29 protein-coding genes are annotated in these 26777 nt (G+C 33.8%); 25 read left to right on the forward strand and 4 right to left on the reverse strand.

What is annotated here, in order from left to right; genetic code table 11:
* The first annotated feature begins 6 nt into the window (after window positions 1-6).
* From ACQY44_RS00685 to ACQY44_RS00695, 3 genes are all read left to right on the forward strand, one after another.
* On the forward strand, window positions 7-420 hold the full coding sequence (locus ACQY44_RS00685) for a DUF4293 domain-containing protein (protein WP_428228500.1): 414 nt from the start codon (window positions 7-9) through the stop codon (window positions 418-420).
* Window positions 421-577: 157 nt separating this feature from the next.
* The gene (locus tag ACQY44_RS00690) at window positions 578-1240 is read left to right on the forward strand and encodes a response regulator (protein ID WP_428228501.1); all 663 of its coding nucleotides are present in this window, start codon (window positions 578-580) and stop codon (window positions 1238-1240) included.
* A gap of 43 nt (window positions 1241-1283) precedes the next feature.
* Window positions 1284-2198 carry a sensor histidine kinase gene (locus ACQY44_RS00695; protein ID WP_428228502.1) on the forward strand — a complete coding sequence of 305 codons (915 nt, stop codon included), beginning with the start codon at window positions 1284-1286 and terminating at the stop codon, window positions 2196-2198.
* A gap of 2 nt (window positions 2199-2200) precedes the next feature.
* Here ACQY44_RS00695 and ACQY44_RS00700 read toward each other — a convergent pair whose 3' ends face one another.
* Entirely contained in the window at window positions 2201-2695 is a 495-nt protein-coding gene (locus ACQY44_RS00700) for a metallophosphoesterase family protein (protein ID WP_083692918.1), read from the reverse strand.
* A 302-nt stretch (window positions 2696-2997) separates the two neighbouring features.
* Window positions 2998-4911, reverse strand: coding sequence for an SPFH domain-containing protein (locus ACQY44_RS00705; RefSeq protein ID WP_428228503.1), 1914 nt, complete (start codon window positions 4909-4911; stop codon window positions 2998-3000).
* Between the two features lie 424 nt (window positions 4912-5335).
* Between ACQY44_RS00705 and truA the strand changes: the two genes are divergently transcribed.
* The 5 genes from truA (at window position 5336) to ACQY44_RS00730 (ending at window position 11857) form a co-directional block, all read left to right on the forward strand.
* Window positions 5336-6076, forward strand: coding sequence for a tRNA pseudouridine(38-40) synthase TruA (gene truA, locus ACQY44_RS00710; protein WP_428228504.1), 741 nt, complete (start codon window positions 5336-5338; stop codon window positions 6074-6076).
* Between the two features lie 149 nt (window positions 6077-6225).
* The gene (locus ACQY44_RS00715; RefSeq protein WP_428228505.1) at window positions 6226-7980 is read left to right on the forward strand and encodes an ABC transporter ATP-binding protein; all 1755 of its coding nucleotides are present in this window, start codon (window positions 6226-6228) and stop codon (window positions 7978-7980) included.
* A gap of 142 nt (window positions 7981-8122) precedes the next feature.
* On the forward strand, window positions 8123-8707 hold the full coding sequence (locus tag ACQY44_RS00720; protein ID WP_428228506.1) for an NUMOD4 domain-containing protein: 585 nt from the start codon (window positions 8123-8125) through the stop codon (window positions 8705-8707).
* A gap of 306 nt (window positions 8708-9013) precedes the next feature.
* Entirely contained in the window at window positions 9014-10402 is a 1389-nt protein-coding gene (lpdA, locus tag ACQY44_RS00725) for a dihydrolipoyl dehydrogenase (RefSeq protein ID WP_428228507.1), read from the forward strand.
* A gap of 195 nt (window positions 10403-10597) precedes the next feature.
* Entirely contained in the window at window positions 10598-11857 is a 1260-nt protein-coding gene (locus tag ACQY44_RS00730; protein ID WP_428228508.1) for an aspartyl protease family protein, read from the forward strand.
* A 115-nt stretch (window positions 11858-11972) separates the two neighbouring features.
* On the opposite strand, the gene ACQY44_RS00735 is transcribed toward ACQY44_RS00730, so the two are convergent.
* Together ACQY44_RS00735 and ACQY44_RS00740 are read right to left on the reverse strand one after the other, a co-directional pair.
* Complete coding sequence (locus ACQY44_RS00735; protein WP_428228509.1) at window positions 11973-13139, reverse strand: thiol-activated cytolysin family protein; 1167 nt, start codon at window positions 13137-13139, stop codon at window positions 11973-11975.
* A 20-nt stretch (window positions 13140-13159) separates the two neighbouring features.
* Window positions 13160-14002 (reverse strand): hypothetical protein, encoded by an 843-nt coding sequence (locus tag ACQY44_RS00740; RefSeq protein WP_428228510.1) that lies wholly within the window; start codon window positions 14000-14002, stop codon window positions 13160-13162.
* Window positions 14003-14264: 262 nt separating this feature from the next.
* Between ACQY44_RS00740 and ACQY44_RS00745 the strand changes: the two genes are divergently transcribed.
* From ACQY44_RS00745 to ACQY44_RS00825, 17 genes are all read left to right on the forward strand, one after another.
* Complete coding sequence (locus ACQY44_RS00745) at window positions 14265-14456, forward strand: SymE family type I addiction module toxin (protein WP_428228511.1); 192 nt, start codon at window positions 14265-14267, stop codon at window positions 14454-14456.
* Between the two features lie 31 nt (window positions 14457-14487).
* Window positions 14488-15387 (forward strand): arginase family protein, encoded by a 900-nt coding sequence (locus ACQY44_RS00750; protein WP_428228512.1) that lies wholly within the window; start codon window positions 14488-14490, stop codon window positions 15385-15387.
* A 273-nt stretch (window positions 15388-15660) separates the two neighbouring features.
* A complete protein-coding gene (locus tag ACQY44_RS00755; RefSeq protein ID WP_428228513.1) occupies window positions 15661-16563 on the forward strand; it encodes a PhzF family isomerase in 903 nt (300 codons plus the stop codon).
* A 129-nt stretch (window positions 16564-16692) separates the two neighbouring features.
* Window positions 16693-17124, forward strand: a complete 432-nt coding sequence (locus tag ACQY44_RS00760) for an N-acetyltransferase family protein (RefSeq protein WP_428228514.1) — start codon at window positions 16693-16695, stop codon at window positions 17122-17124.
* A 142-nt stretch (window positions 17125-17266) separates the two neighbouring features.
* Window positions 17267-18046 carry a hypothetical protein gene (locus ACQY44_RS00765; RefSeq protein ID WP_428228515.1) on the forward strand — a complete coding sequence of 260 codons (780 nt, stop codon included), beginning with the start codon at window positions 17267-17269 and terminating at the stop codon, window positions 18044-18046.
* A gap of 344 nt (window positions 18047-18390) precedes the next feature.
* Window positions 18391-18795 (forward strand): hypothetical protein, encoded by a 405-nt coding sequence (locus ACQY44_RS00770; protein WP_428228516.1) that lies wholly within the window; start codon window positions 18391-18393, stop codon window positions 18793-18795.
* A 301-nt stretch (window positions 18796-19096) separates the two neighbouring features.
* Entirely contained in the window at window positions 19097-19435 is a 339-nt protein-coding gene (locus ACQY44_RS00775) for a nuclear transport factor 2 family protein (protein ID WP_428228517.1), read from the forward strand.
* A 262-nt stretch (window positions 19436-19697) separates the two neighbouring features.
* Window positions 19698-20183 carry an SRPBCC family protein gene (locus tag ACQY44_RS00780; RefSeq protein WP_428228518.1) on the forward strand — a complete coding sequence of 162 codons (486 nt, stop codon included), beginning with the start codon at window positions 19698-19700 and terminating at the stop codon, window positions 20181-20183.
* Window positions 20184-20284: 101 nt separating this feature from the next.
* Complete coding sequence (locus ACQY44_RS00785) at window positions 20285-21178, forward strand: NAD(P)H-binding protein (RefSeq protein WP_428228519.1); 894 nt, start codon at window positions 20285-20287, stop codon at window positions 21176-21178.
* Window positions 21179-21190: 12 nt separating this feature from the next.
* On the forward strand, window positions 21191-22105 hold the full coding sequence (locus ACQY44_RS00790; RefSeq protein WP_428228520.1) for a helix-turn-helix domain-containing protein: 915 nt from the start codon (window positions 21191-21193) through the stop codon (window positions 22103-22105).
* A gap of 66 nt (window positions 22106-22171) precedes the next feature.
* On the forward strand, window positions 22172-22588 hold the full coding sequence (locus ACQY44_RS00795) for a hypothetical protein (RefSeq protein ID WP_428228521.1): 417 nt from the start codon (window positions 22172-22174) through the stop codon (window positions 22586-22588).
* Window positions 22589-22621: 33 nt separating this feature from the next.
* The gene (locus ACQY44_RS00800) at window positions 22622-23302 is read left to right on the forward strand and encodes an aspartate/glutamate racemase family protein (protein ID WP_428228522.1); all 681 of its coding nucleotides are present in this window, start codon (window positions 22622-22624) and stop codon (window positions 23300-23302) included.
* 16 nt (window positions 23303-23318) lie between these two features.
* The gene (locus tag ACQY44_RS00805) at window positions 23319-24017 is read left to right on the forward strand and encodes a hypothetical protein (protein ID WP_428228523.1); all 699 of its coding nucleotides are present in this window, start codon (window positions 23319-23321) and stop codon (window positions 24015-24017) included.
* A 16-nt stretch (window positions 24018-24033) separates the two neighbouring features.
* Window positions 24034-24639 carry a hypothetical protein gene (locus tag ACQY44_RS00810; protein WP_428228524.1) on the forward strand — a complete coding sequence of 202 codons (606 nt, stop codon included), beginning with the start codon at window positions 24034-24036 and terminating at the stop codon, window positions 24637-24639.
* Between the two features lie 72 nt (window positions 24640-24711).
* Window positions 24712-25080, forward strand: coding sequence for a nuclear transport factor 2 family protein (locus tag ACQY44_RS00815; protein ID WP_428228525.1), 369 nt, complete (start codon window positions 24712-24714; stop codon window positions 25078-25080).
* Window positions 25081-25297: 217 nt separating this feature from the next.
* Entirely contained in the window at window positions 25298-26362 is a 1065-nt protein-coding gene (locus ACQY44_RS00820) for a serine hydrolase domain-containing protein (protein ID WP_428228526.1), read from the forward strand.
* Window positions 26349-26771, forward strand: a complete 423-nt coding sequence (locus tag ACQY44_RS00825; protein ID WP_428228527.1) for a DUF1801 domain-containing protein — start codon at window positions 26349-26351, stop codon at window positions 26769-26771. The genes ACQY44_RS00820 and ACQY44_RS00825 overlap by 14 nt, the downstream gene beginning before the upstream one ends.
* Window positions 26772-26777 lie beyond the last annotated feature (6 nt).

Raw genomic sequence — 26777 nt, forward strand, 5'->3', positions numbered from 1 at the left:
TTCAACATGATACAACGAATTCAAACCATATATTTAATACTTACCTTTATAATTACAGGGGTATTACTATTTTTTATTCCGCTTTGGACATTAAATAATGGCAAACCATTTTATTTTATGCAAGATCAGTTTTACACGATCTTATTATCATTAAGCACTATGTTGACTATCATTAGTATCATTTCATACAAAAAAAGACAAAATCAGTTTGTCATGGGCAGACTGAACATAATATTAAATTTAATTTTATTAGGATTGTTTGTATATCGCTCTCTAAATTTATCTGGAGAAACAATTGCTGTTTCGGAGAAAGGTATTGGGATGTTTCTACCAATTGTTGCTATCGTATTATTAGTTTTAGCTAATAAGGCCATCAAGAAGGATGAAGATCTTGTAAAATCTGTAGATCGTTTGAGATAAACCTATAAACTTAATTTTTTTGTGCGAAGAGAACCCGAATTTTATAATTCGGGTTTTTTTGTGCCTGCTACTTTCAAATCCACCTAGTAAAACAAGAGCTAAAAGATCTTTGTAAGATATTTTTTCATAAATTTGCTTTTTAAGTTCCAAAACAATCATGACACATAAAATAAGGATACATCTAGCCGATGATCATCAAGTACTTATTGATGGCCTTACCAATTTATTGCAAACTGTAAATAATTTTGAAGTTGTAGGCAAATCATTAGACGAAACTACTGTATATAATGATGTTCATCAAAACAACGCTGATATTTTAGTTTTAGATATCAGTATGCCCAAAAAAGACGGTATCGAAGTATTAAAAGAATTTAGTCAAAACGAATTCTCTTGTAAAGTCATTATCTTATCCAGTTACGATGATTTAAAAATCATAAAGGAAGTAATGAAACTAGGAGCTAAAGGCTATCTCACTAAAAAATGTGCGGGCGAAAATATCATCGAGGCGATCGAAGCCGTTTATCAGGGACAGGAATATTTTTGCGATGCTGTGAGAGAAAAAATCTTCAATAGTTTTATGCATAACAATCCAAAATTAAACAAACCTCTTTATGTGGAGAATCCCATTTTAAGTGCACGGGAAATCGAAATCATTACATTGATTTCACTTGAATATAGTGGAAAAGAAATAAGCGAACAACTTTTTATTAGTATGAATACGGTAGAAACACATCGAAAAAATATCATGAAGAAACTACAAATCAAAAATATCATTGGCCTTGTAAAATATGCGCTAAAAAATAACTTAATAAATCCGTAGGCATATTTAAGATCAAAATCTATCAAATAATCACAATTGATATATGGATTTATTTAAAATTTTAATACTCTTTCTTTTTTTCACTTCTGCAAGTAGAAATGCTTTCCCTAGTCAGCAAAGTCCAGCTTTATCTCTACAAAAATCTACTACAGCAACTCAGAAAAACAATGTTCCGGAAATCCGGAAATTTGAACAATTACGAAATAAAAAACTAGTTAGTTTATCGATTGTTCTTATCATAATACTGTTCTTTTTATTTTATTTCTTTTATCAGAATAATAAATTAAAACAAAAGATTAAGCGAAAAGACACCAAACAAAAAATACTCCTCAATGTTATTAATGCCGGAATAGACAGTCAGGAAATTGAACAAAAAAAAATTGCCTCTTTTTTACATGACAATATCAATTCCTTATTATCATCTATAGGTTTACATTTAAATGCTTATACCACACAAAACAAAGTAAAATCTGAAGAGATTGAGAAAGCGAAAGCCATTCTGCAAGAAGCACATGATCTGCTGCGTGATATGTCTCACGACTTAGTCCCTACCCTTTTGGTTCGCTTTGGTTTAATTTATGCTTTAGAAGATTTATGTGAAAAAAATTCTAATTCGAGTATTAGCTTTGAATTCTCAAGTACAATTTCGATCCGAAAAAGATACATTGAAAAATTTGAAATGAAAGTTTACTTTATTGTATCCGAATTATTCAGCAATATTATAAAACATAGTGGTGCGCAAAAAGCCCAAATTTCACTACATGAAAACAACGATCAATTGATCATTATTATTCAGGATGACGGAAAAGGTTTTAAAACTGAAAAACTAAATGAATCTGAAGGTTTTGGTCTGAACCGGATTAGGGCCAGAATCAAAAAGTACAAAGGAAATGTGTCAATTGTTTCAAACGCCAATGAAGGAACTATCATTAAAATTAAAATACCGATACCCAATTAAATTTATTTCTTCCCAATTTCTATGATCTCCAGGTCTTTTATTTTATCGTCATCTATTACAAAACGCAACATGGTTCGCACCTGGTGAAAGCCACTTTTTCCGGCAGCACCTGGATTCATGTGTAATAGATTGTTCTTTTTATCGAATATTACTTTTAAAATATGCGAATGCCCGCAGATAAATAACTTAGGCGGATTCAAAGCCATCTCTTCTCTAATAGCCGGATTGTATTTTCCGGGATATCCGCCAATATGCGTGATCCAAACGGAAACATTTTCACATAAAAAACGATTGTGCAACGGAAATTCTAATCTCGCTTGTGCATCATCTATATTGCCATACACACAACGCAAAGGCTTTAATTTCTTAATAGTATCTGTTACATTCAAATCGCCAATATCTCCCGCATGCCAAACTTCATCGGCCTGATTTACATATTTCAAAATAGTATCATCAATATGACTGTGAGTATCAGAAAGGAGGAGGATTTTTTTCATTTTTTTTAAATAGGTACAAAGGTTCAAAGATGCAAAGGTACAAAGGTTTTTCTGTAGAGGCGCACAGCAGTGCGTGTTCCGAATGGTTTTCTTTTGTTTTGAGCATAAAAAAATCCGACTTGCTTTCCGCAAACCGAATTTTTATTAATTGACCTGACAGGTTTTAAAACAAAAAATCCGATCTGCAGGTGCAGACCGGATTTCAAACTTTGTGCTAGACACACTGCTGTGCGCCTCTAAGTTATACGATGTCTTTTACTTTTTACATTTCACATCTAACATTTTACATTTTACAACTATTACTATTTCTTAGTATTCTTAACATCTTTAGAATCTTTGGTATCCATCATTTCCATTAATTTTAATCCCAATAAACCACTGATCGAACCATCAGAACCAGCGTTACCTGTAATTAAAACATCTGGAATTACTTTGATATTTCCTTTACCAATTTCTTCGGTTACTTTATATCTGGTGAAGTTATCTCCACCCATTGCACTAACCTGAAGTTGGTACGATTCAGCAGTCGATTTACCAATTGCCATAATTTTCTCTGCCTCAGCAAGACCGGTTTTAGAGATTCTTTCCGCTTCGGCACTGGCATTCAGTTTCGTTGCTTCTGCCTGTGCTCCTGCTCTTGCTTTTGTAGCTTCGGCTTCGGCATTGGCACGCATTTTTGTAGCTTCTGCTTCAGCGTTTACATTCAGTTTTAAACTGGTCGCATCTCCTTCTGCTTTCTTAACGGTTGCATCGGCGGTACGTTGTGCAATTTCGACACTTTGAGAAGCTCGTACAATTTCTTTTTGCATATCTGCAATTGCGGTTTCTTTCTCCATTCCCTGGCGTTGTTCTTGTGCCATTCTTTGTGTTTGATACGTTTTTTGCTCTTCTTCAGCCAGTTTTCTGTCTGTTAAAGTTTTCATTAATGAATCCGGCGGAACGATATCTCCAATCAAAGTATCCACTGCATTTACGTTGTATTCGTCCAATACCAATTTGATATGATTCTTAGCCGATTCCTGACGTTCTTTTCTGGTTGATAAGAACGAAATAACATCACTGTCCTGAGCAGAGTTTCTGAAGTAGTTACCAATGGTTGGTTCTAAGACCTGAGAAACCAGGTTGTTCATGCTTCCGAAACGCGCAATAACTTTAGGAGCTTCGGCAGCAGGAACGTGAATAATTTGTGCCACATCCAGATTAAAAGGGAAACCATCTTTTGAACGAACAGTAATCGTCGAAAGATTTTTATCCAAATCATGCGATTCGCTTCTTGCATTCGCCCAGTTCAAAACCAGGTTGGTTGTTGGAACAGCTTCTAACTTAGTCGTATATTTATTCAGGGCATATTTCCCAGGTCCAAAAGGCTCCATCCAGACACCGCGTTGCCCTTTTGAAACAATATTTCCGTGTTTGAAAGTATCACCCGTAACATCTTTTCCGTCTTCTCCAATATAAGAAATGACAACTCCAACATATCCAATTGGCACATCGGTCATTGGGTTTTGTTCAATCTGTACTCCCCAGGTATTGATGTAATACGATCCGGCCAACATTACCTGAGGCTGCAATCCACGATTTCCTCCAGTATCTAAAAACTTGTCAAAATCCTGAAAGTTATTGTGCCCATCAACAAATTTACCGGCAATTTGTCCTTGCGGAATTGGTTCTCCGTCAAGAGCTGTTACGATACCAATCATGTTCTCATAAATTTTAATCTGGTCAGCCATTACAATTTCGAATAAGAACGTATTAATACGATACGATCCTGTGGTAATAAAAGCTGTCTGACGTCCTTTTTGCCCACCATTGTCCAGGAAAAAAGTAGCGTCCTGAAAGTTATCACTATCTACCTTTCGGGCTAAGATTCGTCCGGTTGGGATTTCCTGCCCGTCCTTACTTAAAACGAGTCCAATTTTGCCTTCCGGTATAACTGTAAATCCCGACATATCGATTGAATACTGCCAGATCCACATTCCCCAATACAATCCCGGGGCAAGCGTTTTTGCCTGATAACCTGCCTCCCCTTTTGTCGCAATAATACGACCATCAGGAAGTGATTTATCTGTTCCAAACAAAACGAATTTTTTGGTCACCAGACCAATTTTATTTTCCGGAACCATTACCATTCCGAAGAAAACGCGTAAAATAAATTTGTAAAAAATAATGGAGAATAAGATTAAAATTATCCACCAATAAGAAGTAATTTCATTCATGATTTTTGGTTATATTAGATTACAAACATAGCAGAAATATTTCCTATTAAAATGAAATAATTGTAAAATTAACTTTTGCCATTTTTTTATCAATAATGTTAAAAAAAAGCTCAGATTAAATCGTTGGAATTGTCCATTTCTGACACTATTTTTTACTGACCAAACTATGATTGGTATTTTGGGTTTTAACAGTTTTTTGAAGCTACTAAGTGGCTAAGATTCTAAGTGGCTAAGTTTTCTTTGGAGAGATTACAAAACAATTGTTTTTGTTTTTTTTATTCAATTTTAGACGCACTGGTGTGCATCTCTACAGAAAACCTTTGAACCTAAAAAATAAAAAAACTCAGCAACTTAGCCACTTAGTACCTCAGCAACTTAAAAAAACCTTTGTACCTTTGCACCTCAGAACCTCTGTCGCTTAAAAATGAGATATTTTATTCAATTCGCCTATAACGGTACACATTATCACGGTTGGCAATTTCAACCCAATGCATCCTCTGTACAGGAAACTTTAAACAAAGCGCTTTCGGTTTTATTAAATGCTCCTATAAATGTAATGGGTGCCGGAAGAACAGATACGGGTGTTCATGCGCAGGAAATGTACGGGCATTTTGATTTTGATACTCCAATTGATGTTCCAAATTTAGTGCACAAGCTGAATTCTTATTTATCTAAGGACATTGCGATTTTTGATATTATCCCGGTTCATGATGACGCACATTGCAGATTTGACGCCACTAAAAGAACGTATGAATACCATATCAATACTGTTAAAAATCCTTTTCTGGAAGAATTGAGTTGGTATTTTAACCAAAAATTAGACGTAGCTTTGATGAATGAAGCTGCAAAAATCTTACTGAAACATACGGATTTTCAATGTTTTTCGAAGGTTAATACAGATGTAAACACATTTGACTGCACGATTTTTGAGGCACATTGGAAAACGGAAAACAACAAACTGATTTTTACCATTTCGGCGAATCGGTTTTTACGGAATATGGTTCGTTCTATTGTGGGAACTTTGGTGAACATTGGTCTGCACAAAATTTCTCTTGCCGATCTTGAAAACATTATTGCCAGTAAAAGCAGAGAGAAAGCCGGGTTTTCGGTTCCCGCACACGGATTATATTTAACCGAAATTGATTACGATTACATCATAAAATAGCCCTGATTGAAGTGAAAAGCTTTTTTGAAAAAAATAATAGTTTTTGTGTTTTTATAGAGCGACCAGCGGAAGCTTTATAAAAACAGTACAAAAACATATTTTTGAGAAAAACTTGTAACGGAAAGCAGGAATAGCTCCTAAAAAATATAATGAAAGCAAAAGCATTTGATACCGGATTATTCAAACGAATTCTAACGTATACTAAACCTTATAAATGGCGCTATTACGGCGTTATTCTTTTTGCGGTTTCGCTGTCGATTTTTGCAGCACTTCGCCCCTATTTATTAAAACAAACGGTCGACGGCTATATTAAGACGCATGACAAGGAAGGTTTGTTGATGTACATTATATTAATGGGGGCAGTACTTTTATGTGAAGTTTTTTCTCAGTTTTATTTTGTTTATTGGGCCAACTGGCTGGGTCAGGATATTGTAAAAGACATCAGAACGAAACTTTTTAAGCATATTTTGAGTTTTAGAATGAAATATTTTGATTTGGTTCCGGTAGGCCAACTGGTGACCAGATCGGTTTCTGACATTGAATCGATTGCGCGTATTTTCAGTCAGGGGTTGTTTATGATTATCAGCGACCTGATGAAAATGCTGGTGGTGCTGATTTTTATGTTTTACATGAACTGGAAACTCACATGGATTGTAGTGGTTGCCATGCCAATTCTGGTTTTTATTACCCGAATTTTTCAGCGTAAAATGCAGGTGGCTTTTGAGGAAGTTCGTACGCAAATTGCCAATATGAACTCGTTTGTGCAGGAACGTGTTACGGGAATGAAAATTGTTCAGCTTTTTAATAGGGAGAAAATCGAAGCTGAAAACTTTAAAGAAATCAACAATAAACACAGGGTTGCCTGGATTAAAACGATTTTATACAACTCAATATTTTTCCCGATTGCTGATATTATTTCGTCTATTACGTTAGGATTAGTGGTGGTGTATGGCGGATTCAAAATTTTGAACGGAGATCATTTTACAACTTTCGGCGATTTGTTTTCGTATACGATGTTTATAGGGATGTTGTTTAACCCGCTGCGTCAGATTGCGGACAAATTCAACGAGATGCAATTAGGAATGATTGCTGCCAATCGTGTTTTCGATATTATCGATACGCAGGATCATATTCAGGACACGGGAACACTTGAAGCGCCCGTTTTTGATGGAAGTATCGAATTTGCAGCCGTTCGTTTTAGTTATATCCCTGAAGAAGAAGTAATAAAAGGTATTGATCTTTCAGTCGACGCCGGGCAAACCATTGCAATTGTAGGTTCTACCGGAGCAGGAAAATCGACTATCATTAATTTACTGAATCGATTTTACGAGATCAACAGCGGAACGATTTTTATTGACGGGCATAATATCGAAAATTATACCCTGGCTTCGTTACGAAAACAAATCGCAGTGGTTTTACAGGACGTCTTTTTGTTTGCTGATACTATATATAATAATATCACTTTGCACAATCCCGAAATTACACGCGAACATGTACTGAATGCTGCCAAAAAAATTGGCGTACATGATTTTATTATGAGTTTGCCGGATAACTATGATTTTGATGTAAAAGAGCGTGGCGTGATGCTTTCGTCAGGACAACGCCAGTTAATTGCCTTTTTACGTTCGTATGTGAGTAATCCCAGTATTTTGATTTTGGATGAAGCAACATCCTCTATAGATACGTATTCTGAAGAATTGATTCAGCGCGCTACGGAAACAATTACGAAAGGAAGAACTTCAATCATTATTGCACACCGATTGGCAACGATAGTAAACGCAGATAAAATTGTGGTGATGCATAAGGGGCTAATTGTAGAGCAGGGAACACACCAGGAATTGCTCAATAAAACCGACGGTTATTATAAAAACCTCTACGACTCGCAATTTTCTGTCGCTAATTAGATTTTCAAATGCTAAAAAAGTTCTTAAAAAAGTTAAATAAGCGTTATAGGAATCATAAATGTAATATCTGAGCGAAATTATATAATTGCTATGGTTTTTGAATTATTTATCTTTGAGAGACAAAATTCAAATGCAAAAGAAAATGCCACAAAATAGATTTTACCCAAACGAACAATTCAAAGAAATAGAAATAAACGCCTCATTACAACTTAGATATGCCATTTCAAACAAAGGCCGCCTGATCAGCTTTTCAGATGAAATTCAGAACGGACGTCTCCTTAAAGGCGGGCTAAGTGATGGTTACCCAACTTTTAGATTTAAAGTCAAAAGCGACGACAAAATTGTCAACAAATATCTTTTTTTATACAAATTAGTTGCCCAGTATTTTATTCCGAAAACATCAGACGAACAAACTTATGTGCTTCATTTAGATTATAACAGAAGCAACGATGATGTCAATAATTTGCGTTGGGCTACAAAAGCCGAAATGATGGCGCACAGCCGTAAAAGCCCGCGTGTGATTCAGGCGAAAAAAAACCTGATTGAGCACAACTTAAAAGCTGATGGAAGAAAATTAACCACTACCAAAGTGATGTTAATCAAGAAAATACTCGCCAGACCTGAACAAAAAACGCGTCTAAAAATGATTGCCAAACAATTTGGTGTAAGCGAAATGCAAATCAGACGTATTGCCAGTGGAGAAAACTGGGGACACGTTAAGGTTTAATTGTTTATTTGTGCAATGTGTTTTGTAAAATGTGAGATGAACGAAAGTTTATTACATTTTACAAAACACATTTTACTTTTCACATCTCATTTTTCACATCTTACTTTTCACATTTAACAATTCATATTTTACATATTTCACATCTTACATCTCACTTTTTCACATTTTACCTTTTTACTTTTTACATCTTACTGTTTTTTAAAATAAATCCTTAAATTCGCAATCACAAATAACAAAGAATAAAATCGGAAAATGAGTTTCGGAATTAAACTTCATTTTCGGTAATAAATACTAAAAACCAAAAAAATGAAATACGACGTTATTGTTTTAGGAAGTGGTCCTGGCGGATATGTAACAGCTATTAGAGCTTCGCAATTAGGCTTTAAAGTAGCTGTAGTTGAAAAAGAAAACCTTGGTGGTGTATGTTTAAACTGGGGATGTATCCCAACAAAGGCATTGCTAAAATCAGCTCAGGTTTTTGATTACTTAAAACACGCTTCTGATTATGGATTGAAAGTTTCTGAATTTGATAAAGATTTCCCTGCAGTAGTTCAACGTAGCCGTAGTGTTGCTGACGGAATGAGCAAAGGAGTTCAGTTCCTGATGAAAAAGAACAAAATTGACGTTATTGAAGGTTTTGGAAAACTAAAACCAGGAAAAAAACTTGACGTTACTGATAAAGACAATAAAGTTACTGAATATAGTGCTGACCATATTATCATTGCAACAGGAGCCCGCTCCCGTGAGTTACCTAACTTGCCTCAGGATGGTGTAAAAGTAATTGGATACCGTCAGGCAATGTCATTACCAACACAACCAAAATCTATGATTATCGTAGGTTCAGGAGCAATTGGAGTTGAGTTTGCACATTTCTACAACTCAATGGGAACTGAGGTTACTATCGTAGAATTCATGCCAAACATTGTACCTGTTGAAGACGAAGACATTTCGAAACAAATGGAGCGCTCAATGAAAAAAGCAGGTGTAAAAATTATGACCAACTCTTCTGTTGAGAAAATTGACACTACAGGAACTGGTGTAAAAGCAACTGTAAAAACAGCAAAAGGAGAAGAAATTCTTGAAGCTGATATCGTACTTTCTGCGGTTGGAATTAAAACTAACATTGAAAACATCGGTTTAGAAGAAGTTGGAATCGCTGTTGACAGAGATAAAATCTTAGTAAACGCTTACAACCAAACGAATATTCCGGGTTACTACGCAATTGGAGACGTTACTCCGGGTCAGGCTTTGGCTCACGTAGCTTCTGCAGAAGGAATTAACTGTGTTGAAAAAATTGCAGGTTTACACGTAGATCCAATCGATTACGGAAACGTTCCGGGTTGTACTTATGCAACTCCGGAAATAGCTTCTGTAGGTTTAACTGAAAAACAAGCTAAAGAAAAAGGATACGAATTAAAAATTGGTAAATTCCCATTCTCAGCTTCAGGAAAAGCTAAAGCTGCCGGTAATGCTGACGGATTCGTAAAAGTAATCTTTGATGCTAAATACGGAGAATGGTTAGGATGCCACATGATTGGTGCCGGTGTTACAGATATGATTGCTGAGGCAGTTGTAGCGCGTAAACTAGAAACTACAGGTCATGAAATCCTTAAATCGATTCACCCTCACCCAACAATGAGTGAAGCGGTTATGGAAGCTGTAGCTGATGCTTACGGCGAAGTAATTCACTTGTAATACAAACCGTTTTACGGTTATATATAATTTTCAATTTTTAAAATCCGATTTGTGAAAACAGATCGGATTTTTTTTATTTATATATTATTATATTTATCCTGATATAAGTCTTGATCCCTATTACAAGGCGCAAAGGATTTTAAATACAAAAATGAATCTGAATTATAATTAGCAATAATCTTTAAAACAGAGAAAATGAAAAAATATATAATTCTTATCTTTTTAATAGTAGTAAAAACCGGAACTGCATTCTCACAAAATAAAACTGAAAAGCGCCTTAAAACACTCAGTGAGCAATATCAATTTGTTAAAATGGATAGCGTAAACAACAAAATGAAGACCAGGGAATATTTTTTTTATAAAGCCCTGTTTGCAAACGTATGCAACAAGCCTAAAATATCAAATTTGTATTTAGACAGTTTAACACAAAACGACATTAATCAAAAATTCAATTATTATAAATTAAAAAATGACAACTATTTAAAGCTGTTTGATTATAAAAATGCATTTAAAACATCCAATATTCTAACTAGTACATTTTCAAAAAACTTTAGTACAGAGGAGTTAAACGACGAATTGAATACACAACGCATTTGGCAAGTAGTCAAACTACAAAAACCTCAAACAATTGATACCTTTTCAGAGCTTAGTGTAGCAACAAAAAAAGACAAAGCCGGTTTAATTAATACTTCTGTTTTAGTTAACAATATCGAAACTGATTTTGTTTTTGATACCGGAGCGGGTATTAGCTGCATTACAGAAAGCCTGGCAAAAAAACTGGGGTTTATTATTTTACCGGATAATAATATAGAAGTTATGAGTTTCAGCGGTATTAAGAACAAGGTACTTATTGGTATAGCGCCTGTTTTGGATATTGGAAGTATAAAAATTCAAAATGCTGTTTTTTTAATCTATCCTGATGATGCCTTTACATTTGCTAATGGCAGTTATGTAATAAACGGCATTATAGGATTTCCAATTATTAAAGAATTAGGCACAATTACAATAGAAGAAAATAGCTTAACTTTTTCTAAAAATAAAAGCCTTCAAAATAATGACAAAAATTTATTTATAGATGAGCTTCGTTGTGTAGTAATGCTAAATTTTAAAGGAAAAACATTGCCTTTTAACTTTGATAGTGGGGCAAAACAAAGTTTATTTAATAAATCATTCTACGAATTATTTAAATCCTATCTCGATACTAATGGTATTATTATTTCTGAAAAATCTGCAGGAGCAGGCGGACAAGAAATTATATCTGAACTTCTCGAAATAAAAAACCAATCTGTCAAATTAGGAAAAATCACAATAGATTTAGTAAAATTACAAGTTGATACAGCTGATTATGGCGTTTATGGAAAAATGAATTACGGCAACATTGGACAAGATATAATGGGTCAATTTAAAAAAGTAACCATTAGTTTTGATGCTAATTATCTTAAACTAGAAAATTAACTTTCAATCGACAAATTGGCAGTAACAAACATTTAAGGATAAGCCAGAAACAGACAATCAAAATGTTTTATTATACAAAAGCCAATCGATTAAGATTGGCTTTTGTGTTTGATCCTTAGTTTGCTTTTAATTCTTTAAACTGTTCAGTATACATATCTTTTACCTCTACTTCAGTATTGTCTTTTAATCTGCGTATTTTGTATGATATTGGCGCAGATGAGCCGACTAAAGATGTATTGTCTGGGGCTTGCAAAAATTTCACAAAGCTATTATAATCAGTTACTTTTCCACCAAGCGAATTTGGTCCACCTACGATCATAACTTTTACTTTATTTTGTGCAAATAATTTTTTAAACTCTTCAGAGTAGTTTACATCTACAGCAATATCTACAACTTTTAGAGCCACACCTACTGATGCTTTAACCATCGTATTGTTATAAGCTTCATCTTTTGTAGTTTCAATCAATATATAAGCAACTCGTCCATAATCTACGTTGCTTACATATACAGGTTCATGAGTTCCAAAATTGTTCCCATTAATATCACCATCAATCCAGTCGGTGTAATATTTTGGGTCAATAGTCATACTATACAAGCGTTGCCTTACTTTTACCATTACATAAGATTTGATATTACTTGAACCGCTATTTTGTGTATAACCAAAATTTGCTTTTACCAAGCCACCCAATACGTTTACATTTAAATGTGCATCAAGTGCCTTTTTAAAACTATTTTCAGTCGTTATCTCATTACTTTCATATTCGTAATAAGTAGGAATTGCTTCATAATCAATAAGATTTTTATTCTTACTTACTAAACCGTTGATTGTATTTCTTATTTCACTTGGCGTCGGAAGTGCATAATCACTTACTGTTAAATCACCTCTTAAAGACATTGATAAAGTAACGGGTTTAAAAGCATTTTTAAGCACTAAAGGATCATAAGTTGCATTCATAAAACTGGAACCGCGCAAGATACTTCCCGGATAAATTACATCCAGATTTGCCTCGTTTATAATAGACAAAGGCGAAAGTGTGGTTTGTTTTTCTACTTCGGTCAAATAAACATATTCGTTATTACCCGTCGTAGGATTTAATTCCTGTAATCCGGTTTTTTTAGAACTCAACACATTATCCGGTTTAGCCTCGAAAACTACGGGCTGTAAATTATCTAAACTTCCATTAGAATCGTTGTTATTACTATCATCGCTACTGCAAGAAGTAAATAATGCAGCGCAAATGGCCAGAGCCAGCATTACGTTTTTTTTGATTTGGTCTTTCATTTTAGTAGTTTTAAAAGTTATTATTTCTGTTTAATATTCAAATTATAATAGGATATAATATTATCAGGTTCATTATTTCTTTTTTGAGTGATTGTAAGCTCAGTTAATACCCAGTCAGGCACTATTTGCGGGCCTTTTTCAGTATTTACCTTTTCGCTAAAAGTCAATACTTCCTTTATAACAATGTTTCCGTCATATTTTTTACCATTGTATAATGCCGAATAGGTATTCTTTTTAGCATCACTGTCTGTTAGATAAGTATCGTTTGACTGATCTCCGTCGTCAATCGTAAATTCATAATAACGACTGTGTTTTGAACTTGAAAACATAGTAGCGTTGTCTGTTTGCACATTTCGGGTATAAGCTTCGATTTTTACGGCAGAAAACAGCATTTCCTGTGTTGATGCCGCAACACGTTTATTCGATCGCATTTTGTAAAGCGCGTATTCGTGTATAAAATTTCCCGGTTTTAAAATCGAGACAAAAAAGGAAGAATTTGCCTTTTTAAGGATAATGCTGTCCTGAGTTTTTTTAACAAGAAGACTATCTTTTGTCAACGCAAATACATCAGAAGAAGGTATTTTTATTTCTTCCTGAAAATTATAGTCAATTTTGTTTTGTTGGTGTTTAGTAGCGTCTGTTGTAATTGGTTTTAACACATATACTACATCGGCAGACGAATCGAAGTTTTTGATTTTCACATCAAATTTTAAAACTTCTCCCACTTGAATATTGTTCCAGACAGTGCGTTCACTACTTTTGGATAATGTAAAATTAGCTTCATTTTGTTGAATAGATTCTGATGACGAATCATCACTACAAGAAGCAAAGGCAACAAGTAAAAAGATAAGATATTTTCTCATAATTAATTTTTTAGCAAAGAAAAACTTAAGAAATATTCTATTTTACCCCTATAAGTTTTTATTGTAACAGAATAAGGTTAATTTGAGAAGAGTTGAATAAACTTTAAATAAAGAAGAACCACTTAAAACGTTGAATTTCAAATACAAAATATTATCAATACTGTTTAAAAACCACATGTCATCTTTTAATATGACAACTTTCTAAGAAAATTATTTGACATTTGATTCGTGTTGAAACAGGCAAAAAAATAATTATAGTATAATGATAAACTTAAGAAGACTGAAAATTTATGAAAAACGGCAAACCAGAAAGTATTATAAAACTGTTGCGATTCCTGAAATAAACCTTAAAGGTAAATGGCTTGAAAAACTGGGTTTCAAAATTGGATTAATGGTTAATATTGAACAAAAGGAAAACAAGCTGATAATAACAATTGAGAAAGAACAGAAATAATTTTAATAACTTTATAGTAAAATATAAGGCTATGAAAGAAGTATGCATTGTTGAATTTCCATCAAACTTAGGTTTAAAAGAACCTCAACCCGGAAAAGAACCAGGTGTAAAACGCTTGCCGGATTGGCTGTGGAAACATAATTTGCATAAAGCAATCGACCCTAAAGACATTCTTAGACTTGATGCCCCAAAATATACTAATATCAGGGATACAGCAACTACTATTCTCAACGCAAATTCATTAGTTGATTATGCCAGAGAACAAGCTTATTTAATCAATAACTTATTGAGCCAGAATAAATTTCCGTTTGTATTGGGCGGCGATTGCAGTATTCTTTTAGGAGCTGCAATTGCATTAAAACAAAAAGGCAATTATGGACTATTGTATCTTGACGGACATACTGATTTTATGGATGTTTCTTTATCCGAAACCGGCGGCGTTGGCGGAATGGCAGCTTCTATAGTAACCGGAAACGGACATCATAAACTCACCAATATTCTAAATTTGTCGCCTTATATAAAAGAAGAAAATCTCTGGTGTGTGGGCAATCGCGAGTATGACGATGAATACGAAAACGAAATCCGGAATTCAGCTGCAACTTACCTCAGCCTTCATGAATTACGAAAACAAGGCATATCGAATAGCGTACAATCTTTTCTTTCGGAAATAGAAAACAAAAATCTTGATGGCTTCTGGCTGCACATCGATGCCGATGTTTTAAACGACTCGATTATGCCATGCGTAGACAGCAGAACGCCGAACGGACTTACTTATGAGGAATTTAATGAGCTTACCTCCTATTTGTTTCAAAGCCCAAAACTAAGCGGACTCGAAATCACCATTTTAGACCCGGATCTCGACGCAACGGGAAACTACACAAAGGATTTTGTCGAAAATATTAGTAACACATTCAACCAATTTAAAAATTAAATTATAATTCGGTTTTATTCTAATTCAAAAGAATCAGTTTCAAAAGCCGGGTTTTATTTGGGCGTTTCCTCCGGCCGGCATGACCTCTTTATCTATTTGTTTAAAAAAAAAGGCCCTAACGCAAATCCGTTTTCCTAAAAATTTTTTCTTTATTGATTAAATTCTGCAATAAAAAAATTTTAGCTTTAAACACAAATAGTACTACAGATTATTTGTTCAAAATTATACCACCTACTTTGTTCCTTACATTAAACATAAAGACTAAAAACTATAATGAAAAAACGAATAACCTATCAGATTGATTCTTTCACCAAAGAAAAATTTAAAGGAAATCCGGCAGGAGTTGTCGTAAATGCAGATGGATTAAATGAATATCAAATGCAGCAAATTGCCCGAGAATTAAACAATTCAGAAACTGCATTTCTTTTTTCTCCGGACGGTACAGATTGCAATGGCGTAATTCGCTATTTTACCCCAAATACCGAAGTTCCGATTTGCGGACATGCTACAATTGCAGCCATGTATGCCAAAGCTATCGAAGAAAAATTAGATTCCTGCATTCTAAGATTCAAAACCAAAGTGGGCATTCTTCCTTTTGAAATCATTAAAAAAGACCAGGATTATCAAATTATAATGACTCAGGGAAGTTTTGAACTAAGCCCTCCATTTGATGCTGCTGTATCACAAAAAATGATAACGGCATTAGGTTTAGAAAAATCAGATCTTGACGAAAGATGCGCTATTCAGATTGCCTCAACAGGGCATTCTAAAGTAATGATTGGCATCAAAAGCAGGGCAAAACTAAATACTTTAGCCCCTAATTATAGTGATTTAGCCACTTTAAGCCAAGAGATTCATTGTAATGGTTATTTTGTTTTTACTTTCGATTCTGATGACAAAGATATACTGACCTACGGCAGAATGTTTGCCCCGGCAATTGGCATCAACGAAGATCCTGTTACCGGAAATGCAAACGGACCCTTAGGAGGTTATTTGATACAAAACAAACTTGTTGATTTTAAAAATAATGAATTTGAATTCAATGGAAGACAAGGCGAAAAAATAGACCGCCTTGGAGTTATAAAAGTTAAAGTAAGTATAGAAGACAGCAAACCCTCCCTGATTCAGATAAAAGGTGATGCTGTAGTGGTATTCAGAACTGAAATAGAAATCTAAATGGAGAACGAAAAATAGTACATCTACTAATTTATTCTCATGCTGCATTTGGTGGTTTCTATATCCTGTACCGGATAAGGAAATTAAATAAAAATAAGACAATTATATCATTTGAATAAAAGAACAAAAATGGAAATAACGAAAATCAAAAAAAGTGACTATCCTTCTTTGAGAACCTTATTCTTAAAAGAAAGACAAACCACTTTTACGTGGATTGATTCATCCCAATTTCATTTGAAAGATTTTGACGCAGCAATCAAAGAAGAAGAGGTTTTAGTCGCTGTTATTGACAACATTGTCGTTGGTTTTATCGCTCTTTGGAGGCCAGATAATTTTATTCATCATTTGTATGTTGATCAAAAATATCATGATAAAGGTATTGGAACTCAATTACTAAAAGCAGCAATTGACATAGCCAATTTCCCGATTACTCTAAAATGTTTAGAAAACAATATAAAAGGGGTCGCTTTTTACAGAAAAAAAGGTTTTACAGAAAAAGAAAGGGGACCATCTGAAAACGGAGATTATATTTTGTTTGAATTGTTAGAAAACATGCCATAACCAATAAAAATTGCCAAATTAATTTTATAAATAGTTCAAGCGAAAGTTTAAGAAAACGCATAAACCAACGAAATACCCTACTTTATTTTGTATTTTCGTTTCCTTAAAAATTCAGAATCACAAAGTCAAAAAACAATTCGCCATGGAAGAAATAGTATCTGATAAATCAGTTTTCGAAGAAATACCAACAGAAAAAATCTACACCGAAAAAGCAATTCGTATTGGGACTTTTTTAGGAGGACCGCTAGTTGCCGGCTATTTTATGGCAGAAAACTTTAAGGTTTTTAATGATGATGAAAAAGTAAAAAAAACCTGGATTATAACGATACTTTTTACCTTACTTGTTTTTGGTCTGATTTTTTTGATTCCGGAGAATATTAATATTCCAAATATCATATTCCCCATTATTTATATGGGAATCGCAGGCTATTTTACAAAAAAATACCAGGAGAAAAATATAAACGAACACACTCAAAATGGCGGCGAACATTACAATGGCTGGCGCATAGCAGGTATCTCTTTTATCGGGTGCATGGTGACTGTCGCCATACTGTTAGGTATTTCTTTTGCGAATGAGGCGGCCAACGGAAACCTTACCGAGTCAACAAAAACATATGGCCCCCTGAATCATGAGATTGTTTATCAAAATAATATCAATGAAAATGAAGTCGATAAAATTGCTAAAGCCTTTACTGACGAAACTTTTTTTGATGACTCTTTTACAAAATATATCTATTTAGAAAAAATCGATACTAATTACGAGATATCTATTTCCTGCAATGAATCAATTTCATCTGATCCGGTAGCGTATAGTTCTTTTATCGAGCTAAGAAAGAACATGCAAAAAGACTTTCCGGACAACAAAATCATTTTCAAACTAGTTGTCAATGACCTGGATAATGTAGTAAAGAGAATTGAGTAACAACATGAATAAGATAATACTATCATTTTTGGTTTTAACGCTATTCTCTAACTGCAAGAAAAACGATCAAAATAAAGTCCGTTTTTCTAACTATGAAATAATTAGTACAAAAGAAGAAATTATAGAGATAATGTATATAAAATGGGCCACTACAGATCGTCCCTTTTGAATTGTATTATTAAAACCTAATCTTATGAATTTATAAATAATAACTTTAATATTCCACAAGACACAAATCATAAAAAAACAAATTAAAAAATATAAATTTAACATTAAAAAAAAACAAGTACGCAACCATTTAACAAAATTCACATCTATTAATTAAACCAATAAATTTTTAGCTCATGAAAAAGTCCTTTTTACTTCTTGTTTTAATTATAATAAGTTCATGTAGTAGCGAAGATTCTGACACAGAATTAAAAAAAACATTACAAGGCAGATGGAATTGGGATGGATCAAGTGGCGGAATTGCCGGAACATCTTCTACGCCTGAATCAACAAACAAGGTTATTTATATTGAATTTTCAGGTTCGACTTATAGAAATTATGTGGACGGAAAGTTATTTTCTGAGAAAAAATTTGAAATAAAAAATAGAAAATCAATTTTTGGTGGTGAAAGACCAATGATTGTAAGCACTGATACTTTACAATATTTTGTACCAATGTCTTTTACAATTGAAAATGATAAACTATTCCTAAGCGACGAATGTTATGATTGTTTTGGATCTGGTTATACCCGTATAAAATAACTATTTCTATAAAAACAAAACGATATAAAAAATAACTACTTCAATTATACTCCTTTTTGTATCTACTAAATGTTCGAATAACAATACTGATAATCATGCATATACAAGCACCATAGCATAAAATTATTGAAGTTTTGAAATTTACTGCAAAAAATAGTATCGGATTATCAGGTTCAAAGATTCAGTTTTTAATTTGTATTTTCGTTTGATTAAAATCAGTACTTTTTAAGAGAAAAGAATAAAGTCAATTAAAGCCTAAAAAACAAAACTCAAAAAAAAGTTTCTTAAAAAATCATATTAAATGACAATAGAACAAATTATCGATACCCAAATGCTGGCTTTTAACAACAGAGATATCAAAACTATGATGCTCTTATATCCTGATGACATCAAAATTTATAATTTCACTGATCACGCATTAGCAATTAATGGTAAAAAAGAATGCGAAAAAATGTTCATCACCTTATTCGAAAATTCACCAAATCTTCACGCTGAGATCATAAAAACAATTCATTTTGATACTAAAGTGATTGTTCACGAATACATTTATGGCCGAAATGGAAGCGACGAAAGAACCGAACAAGTGGTTATTTTTGAAGTAAACGATCAAAAAATAAGCCGAATGGATTTAATGAGATAGCAGGAAATTGTTCCTTTTGAAAAATAGATTTCTGATCCAGCCCCGATGGCAGCGATATCCTTTTTCTGGTTTCTTTAACCGGAAAAAGATATAGCGGACAGCGGGACAAAAGGTCTTCTGAAAAAGAATTTTCTGCTTCTGAATATTAAAATCTAAAATTCAGTAAATCTGTCTGATTCAGTCCTTAAAATTGTCTCAAAACAACCCTTACTTATTGATTTTTAAAAGATAACTTTGCTGTATAATTTCTAAATCAAACAAAATGAGTACAATAGATTTTACCTCGACAGTATTAGTAGACCAATCTCCTCAGGAAGTTTTTGATGCCGTAATCAATGTCCGGGGTTGGTGGTCTGAGGAAATTGAAGGCGATACCGCTAAACTAAATGATGTTTTTGATTATCATTATGAAGATATTCATCGTGCTAAAATTAAATTAATTGAAGTGATTCCGAATGAGAAAGTGGTTTGGCTGGTAACCGAAAACTATTTTAAATTTACCCAGGACAAAACCGAATGGACGGGCACGAAACCTACTTTCGAGATTTCGGAAAAAGAAGGTAAAACAGCACTTCGTTTTACACATTTTGGTTTGGTTCCGGAATACGAATGTTTTGATATTTGCAGAGATGCCTGGACAAATTATATTCAGAATAGTTTGCGAAAGCTCATTACGACAGGCACAGGCGAACCAAACGCCACCGGAAAACCGCAAACAGAAAATGAAAAAAAATTGTCTGAGAAATAATTCACGAACTTCCCTCCCAACTTTAGGCTACGACAATCGTAGATTTGACTACAGCTATCCTACTGATGTTACGCAACTTTGTATTATAAAATTTTAGACAAATGAAAATTACAATCACAGGTTCGTTAGGGAACATCAGCAAGCCACTAACTCAGGAGTTAGTGCAAAAAGGACATCAGGTTACGGTAATTAGCAGCAGCGTCGAAAAACAAGCTGAAATTGAAGCTTTGGGAGCTTTGGCAGCAATTGGTTCTGTTGAAGATGCAGCATTTCTAACCAAAGCTTTTACCGGCGCAGATGCGGTATATTGTATGATTCCGCGTGCGAATTATTTTGATCCTAATCTGGATCTGGATGCTTTTACGCGTAAAATTGGAAATAGTTATGCCGAAGCTATCTCGAAATCTGGCGTAAAACGTGTCGTATTCTTAAGCAGTATTGGGGCGCATTTGGCGCAAAATTCAGGAATTATTCAGCGTTACAATGAGATAGAAGCTGCTTTGAATCAAATAGATGTTTCGATTACATTTATGCGTCCGACTTCTTTCTTTTATAATCTGCTGGCTTATATTCCGTCGATTAAATCTCAAGGCATTATTGCGTGCAATTATGGCGGAGATCAAATAATTCCGTGGGTCTCTCCAAATGATATTGCTGCTGCAATTGCTGAAGAAATTACTACTCTGCCCGACGGAAAAAAAGTTCGTTATGTGGCAAGTGAGGAAGTTACAGGCGATGAAACAGCCCGTGTTTTAGGTGAGGCAATTGGAAAGCCTGATTTGAAATGGGTTTTAATCAGCGATGAAGAAACGTTAAACGGTCTGGTAAACGTAGCCATGCAACCCAAAATTGCTAAAGGCCTGGTCGAAATGTACGCCGGACTTTACAATGGTGTATTAGGCGAAGATTACTACCGTAACAGACCCGCAGCAATGGGAAAAGTAAAACTGGCAGATTATGCCAAAGAATTTGCTGCTATTTACAATCAGAAATAAGTATCTTAGACTATGGCAAATCAGCAACCACACCGAATAAAAAGTATCAGCGAATTTCATGATTTTCGAGATTTGCCAAAACCGGAACATCCCTTAGTAAGCGTTTATAATTTTGAAGATCTTAAACATCTAAATGAAGATGAACCCAAAAGTTTGATGCTTGATTTTTATTCGATTGCATTAAAACGTCATGCTAACGCAACCATGCGTTACGGTCAGCAGGAATATGATTTTAAAGAAGGGGTTTTGCTTTTTATTGCGCCAGGTCAGGTTTTTTCTATAGAAGGAAATGCAGAGTTACAACATACAGGATGGTCATTACTTGTCCATCCTGATTTTTTGTGGAATACGTCTCTGGCAAAAAAAATCAAACAATACGAGTATTTTGGTTATTCGGTTCACGAAGCTTTGCATCTCTCTGATAAGGAAGAAAAAATGATTATTGCCATCATAAAAAATATTCAGCAGGAATATCAATCCAATATTGACAAATTCAGTCAGGATGTTATTATCGCTCAAATTGAATTGCTGCTTACTTATGCAGAACGTTTTTACAATCGCCAGTTTCTTACCAGAAAAATAAGTAATCATCAGATTCTGGCCCGTTTAGAAAATTTGCTTGACGAATATTTCAGTAACGGTTCTTTGTCTAAAAGCGGTTTACCAACGGTTCATTATATTGCAGAAACACTAAATGTTACGCCTAATTATCTAAGCGGATTACTAAAATCTCTCACAGGTCAAAGTACCCAACAGCATATACATGATAAACTGATCGAAAAAGCCAAAGAAAAACTTTCGACAACCAGTTTATCGATAAGCGAAATTGCCTTTGAATTGGGCTTTGAACATCAGCAGTCTTTCAGCAAATTATTTAAGACCAAAACAAATGTTTCGCCTTTAGAATTCAGGCAGTCTTTTAATTAATTTACCGGAACTTTCATGCACTGGCTGGTATAATTTTCATAAATTCGTTATCTTAAAACGAAGTGTATGAATCCTATATTCAAAAATATCCTGGCCGTTATCGTTGGCCTTTTTGTTGGAAGCGTTGTCAATATGGCTATTATTTTAATCAGTAGTACAGTCATTCCTCCGCCAGACGGTGCTGATGTTACCACCATGGAGGGATTGAAAGCCAGCATGCATTTATTTGAAACGAAGCATTTTATTTTTCCTTTTTTGGCACACGCCCTTGGAACTTTTACGGGAGCACAAGCAACTGCTTTAATTGCAGCCAATCACAAAACAAAATTAGCTCTGGTAATAGGGGCTTTCTTTTTATTGGGCGGCATTGTAAATGTTTTCACCTTACCTTCTCATATTTGGTATAACGTTACGGATCTTGTATTTGCGTACCTGCCAATGGCTTATTTGGGCGGAAAGTTAATTAAGAAAAAGAAATCATAAAGGTATCCCTGCTTTTAGCAACAATAAAAAAGAATGAAAAAAATTGGACTCGTGGGCGGAATCAGTTGGATATCTACAATTGATTATTATAAATTAATTAATGAAGGTGTCAATCATAAACTTGGCGGATTACAATTTGCAGAATGTCTGATTTATTCTTTGAACTTTGGTGATATTCAGGAAAAAACCTGGGCCCAGTCGTACGAACTTTTGTTAAATGCCTGCCTGAGCCTTCAGAAAAGTGGCGTTGATGCCATTGTATTATGCGCTAACACTGCACACCTGTATGCAGATGAAATAGAAAAAGAAGTGGGATTACCCTTAATTCATATCGCAACTGAAACTGCAAAAGCCATCACAAAAGAAAAGATTACTACCATTGGACTTTTGGGAACTTCATTTTCTATGGAAATGGATTTTTATAAAGATCGGCTCAAAACCTTTGGATTGAACGTACTAATTCCCGAAAAGCAGGAAACCCGAAATTATATTCAACAGGTGCTGAAAGAAGAACTTGGCAGAGGTATTATTAATCCTGAATCCAGACAAAATTATATCACAATTGCCAACGAGCTCATGGCACGCGGTGCTGAAGGTATTATTTTAGGTTGTACCGAGATTCCGTTACTTATAAATCAATCTGATTTTGATGTTCCTGTTTTTGATACGACTAAAATACATTCAGATGCGATTGTCAACTTTATACTTTCTTAAATTAAATGGTAAGCTTATGAGCTATTTTGGCGGACTAGGTTCCGGAAAAGGTTGGAATAAATTTAATTTTATCCTTACGCCTGAAGAATTTGAAGCTATTTTTACAGAACTTAAATTTCACTTTGTTATTACAAATACAAGTGTTCCTATAGATTATAAAACAACTGATAAAAATGTTGTATTTGATGGTTACAACCATTTTTTTAATGAAATCTTAATTGGAGAAAAAGAATTAGACCGAAAACAACATTGGTTTTATGAGAGCAGGATCAGAATCGCTATTACTGATGATAGCACCAAAATAAATTTTAAAGAAATCACGAATAAAGAAGGATTAATTTCAAATGAGTTTAAAACTGTTGATCCAACGGAACCTGTTATTACCATTTCCCCTTTCTATCTCATGTACTTTCCGGACAAAGAAAATTTAAGCATTTCTTATATGAATACAGAAGGAACGATTGGGTTAGAATTAACATATCCCAAATTTGTGCAATTTTTAACTGATGGTGATAATGCTATAATTGATGCCCATACTTTTGCTAATTATACTTTATTTAATGACCTGATTAAAAATATAAAAGCATTGTCCGGCCAGGCTAAACTACAAAGCAGTACAAAATTATATCGCCCGAATTTCTGGATTAGTTCAGAAGCAAAAAAAAACATTAATGAAAACCGATATTTAAAATCCAATTCGTTGATAATTCTCTAAACTAACAAAATCAAACATGAAAAAGAACCTTAAAATATTTCTTCTTTTATGCGTATCAGTTTTAGTATCCAATTGTGCTTTTTTTTCTAAAAAAGATTTCAAAAATGACTACACTACAATAAACGAAAGCAATATCCTCTCGTTTAATGGAAAATATACTTTCTTTCCGGTAAAAAAATTCGACAGCAAAAATAAAAACGCAGATTTTGACCTTTCAGGAAATTATATAAATTCTTACAATAACATCACAAATGAAAGTTTAAAGTTTGAAGACAGAGATTCTATCCTAAAGGGAACCACTATATATCATATCGAATTAAACCTTGTCGATAATACAGCACTAAACATCGAATTGTTTAAAAATAATTACAGCATAAAAAAACAACAAATTAAAGGTATTCTCAAAAAAGACGGAATGTTTTATCTTGATAATAAATTTCTAAAATGTACCGGAATACCCTATCTTTTTGGAGGATGCAATAACAATAAAAGACGCATTGCTATTTCAAAAAACAATAATTTAATAGTGAATGAAGCCGTTGATAATACCGGTGCATTACTTTTTCTTTTGTGGGGTGGGCTGAGCTACAATAGTGCTTATGAGTTTAAGCGATTGCAATAAAATTATTAACTCCGTTTTTTGACTTCTTAAATACTTATTTTATAACTTAGTTAGTTTTTAAATTTTAAGATCATGACTAAGAAAGAAATAGCCCAGGCTTTTTTGAAACTCGCTGCAAACGGGCATTCGCACGAAGCGTTTCGTCTGTACGTAGGTGAAAACTTCAAACATCACAATGCCTATTTTAAAGGCGATGCTGATACTTTGATGCTGGCAATGGAAGAATCGACGAGAACGAATCCTAATAAAGTTTTTAAAATTCATCATATTCTCGAAGACGGAAATTTAGTCGCTGTACATTCTCATCTCAAACAAACTCCCGTCGATTTAGGTTTTGCAGTTGTTCATATTCTTAAGTTCAAAGCAGATAAAATTGTTGAACTATGGGATTTAGGACAACCTATCCCGAAAGATCCGATTAATGCAAATGGAATGTTTTGATTTTAACCGCAAAGTTCGCAATGTTTTTTTATTTACGGAGTTTTATAAATTGGCAAAGGTCGCAAAGCGAGATCAATATAAAGCTTTGCGAACTTTGTGCTTTTAAACTTTCTGACTGATAAAAAAACCCAGCGTTCTTTGCCGTTAATTCTCAATCAAAGTAGCAACAAAATTTACACCCAAGACTGAAAAACCTGAAACCTGAAACAAAAAAAAAATGACTTCCAATCTTCGCATTACCTTTCTCCTATCCTTTATTCTTCTATTTTCAAATTATAACTCATTCGCTCAGAAAAAAAACAATTATGCTGCTCAAATTGATAGCTTAATTAGTGTTAGCGATCCAATATTTAATGGCGTTGTCCTGATTGCTAAAAACGGAAAAACAGTTTATAATAAAGTATATGGTTTTACCAATTTTGAAACCAGAAAACGTTTAAAAACAGACAGTCAATTTGAAATTATGTCAAATACGCGACAAATTACGGCTGTTTTGATCTTAAAAGAAGTAGAAAAAGGCCGAATTGATTTACAGGCCCCTATAAAAAAATATTTACCCGAACTTACCCCAACCTGGGCAGATCCTGTAACGGTTCACCAACTATTAAATCATACCCATGGAATAGCTGATTTGAAAAAGCCTCTTTTATTTCAACCGGGAACTGATTTTAAATATGGAGATTTAGGATACAGTTTACTGGGAAAAATAATTGAATCTGTTTCTAAAAAAAGCTATCCTGAAATAGCAAATGCATTTTTTAAAGAGTTAAAAATGAAAAATACAATTTGTTCTTCTGCAGCTCCAATTAAAAACTTAGTTTCCGGGTATATTAACACCAATAATTCTTTTAAAATAGTATCAAAAACAATGATTACTCTAGAAAGTATTTCTTCTAACGGAATTGTTTCAACCGCCGGTGATTTAGCCATTTGGAATGAAAATCTTCATAAAGGAAGACTTCTAAAACCGGAAAATTATCAATTGTTGTTTAAGTATGCCATAACAGCCCAAAATAACTTCTTCGGAAAAGAAAAAGTGGGCTACGGTTATGGCTTTAGAATTGTCGATAAAGAACTCATCAAATATGTTGGCCATACAGGTTTGGGTGATGGTTTTTCTTCTGTAAATTTATATTTCCCTGAAAGCGATGTAAGTTTGATTATTTTAGAAAACCAAATGAATCAAAATCGTGATTTATTTTATGCTTCTGAATCGAAAATCAAGAACATTGTATTAAAAAGCAATTTACTAACTCAAATAAAAGAAAATGGCAAAAAATAAAACTACCGAAACCGAAGGCAGTGTTGTTGATTTTATAAATGCTGTTAATGATGTAGTAAAAAGAAATGACGCTTTTGAAATTACCAAAATCATACAGGAAACTTCTGGTTTTGAGCCCAAAATGTGGGGACCGGCTATTATTGGTTTCGGGAGTTATCATTACAAATATGCCAGTGGTCACGAAGGTGATGCTCCCCTTGTCGCATTTTCTCCAAGAAAAGCTGCTATTTCGCTTTATATCTATACCTCACCTGAGAACAGAGATGAATTCCTTTCTAAGTTAGGAAAACACAAAGCTTCAAAAGGTTGCATTTATATTAAAAAACTAAGTGACATTGATATTGACGTTCTCAAAAAAATGGTTTCACTTTCTTTAGAAAATTTAAAAAAATTATATCCTTCAAATTAAATACGA

It is taken from the genome of Flavobacterium sp. (assembly GCF_965277525.1).
GTDB lineage: Bacteria > Bacteroidota > Bacteroidia > Flavobacteriales > Flavobacteriaceae > Flavobacterium.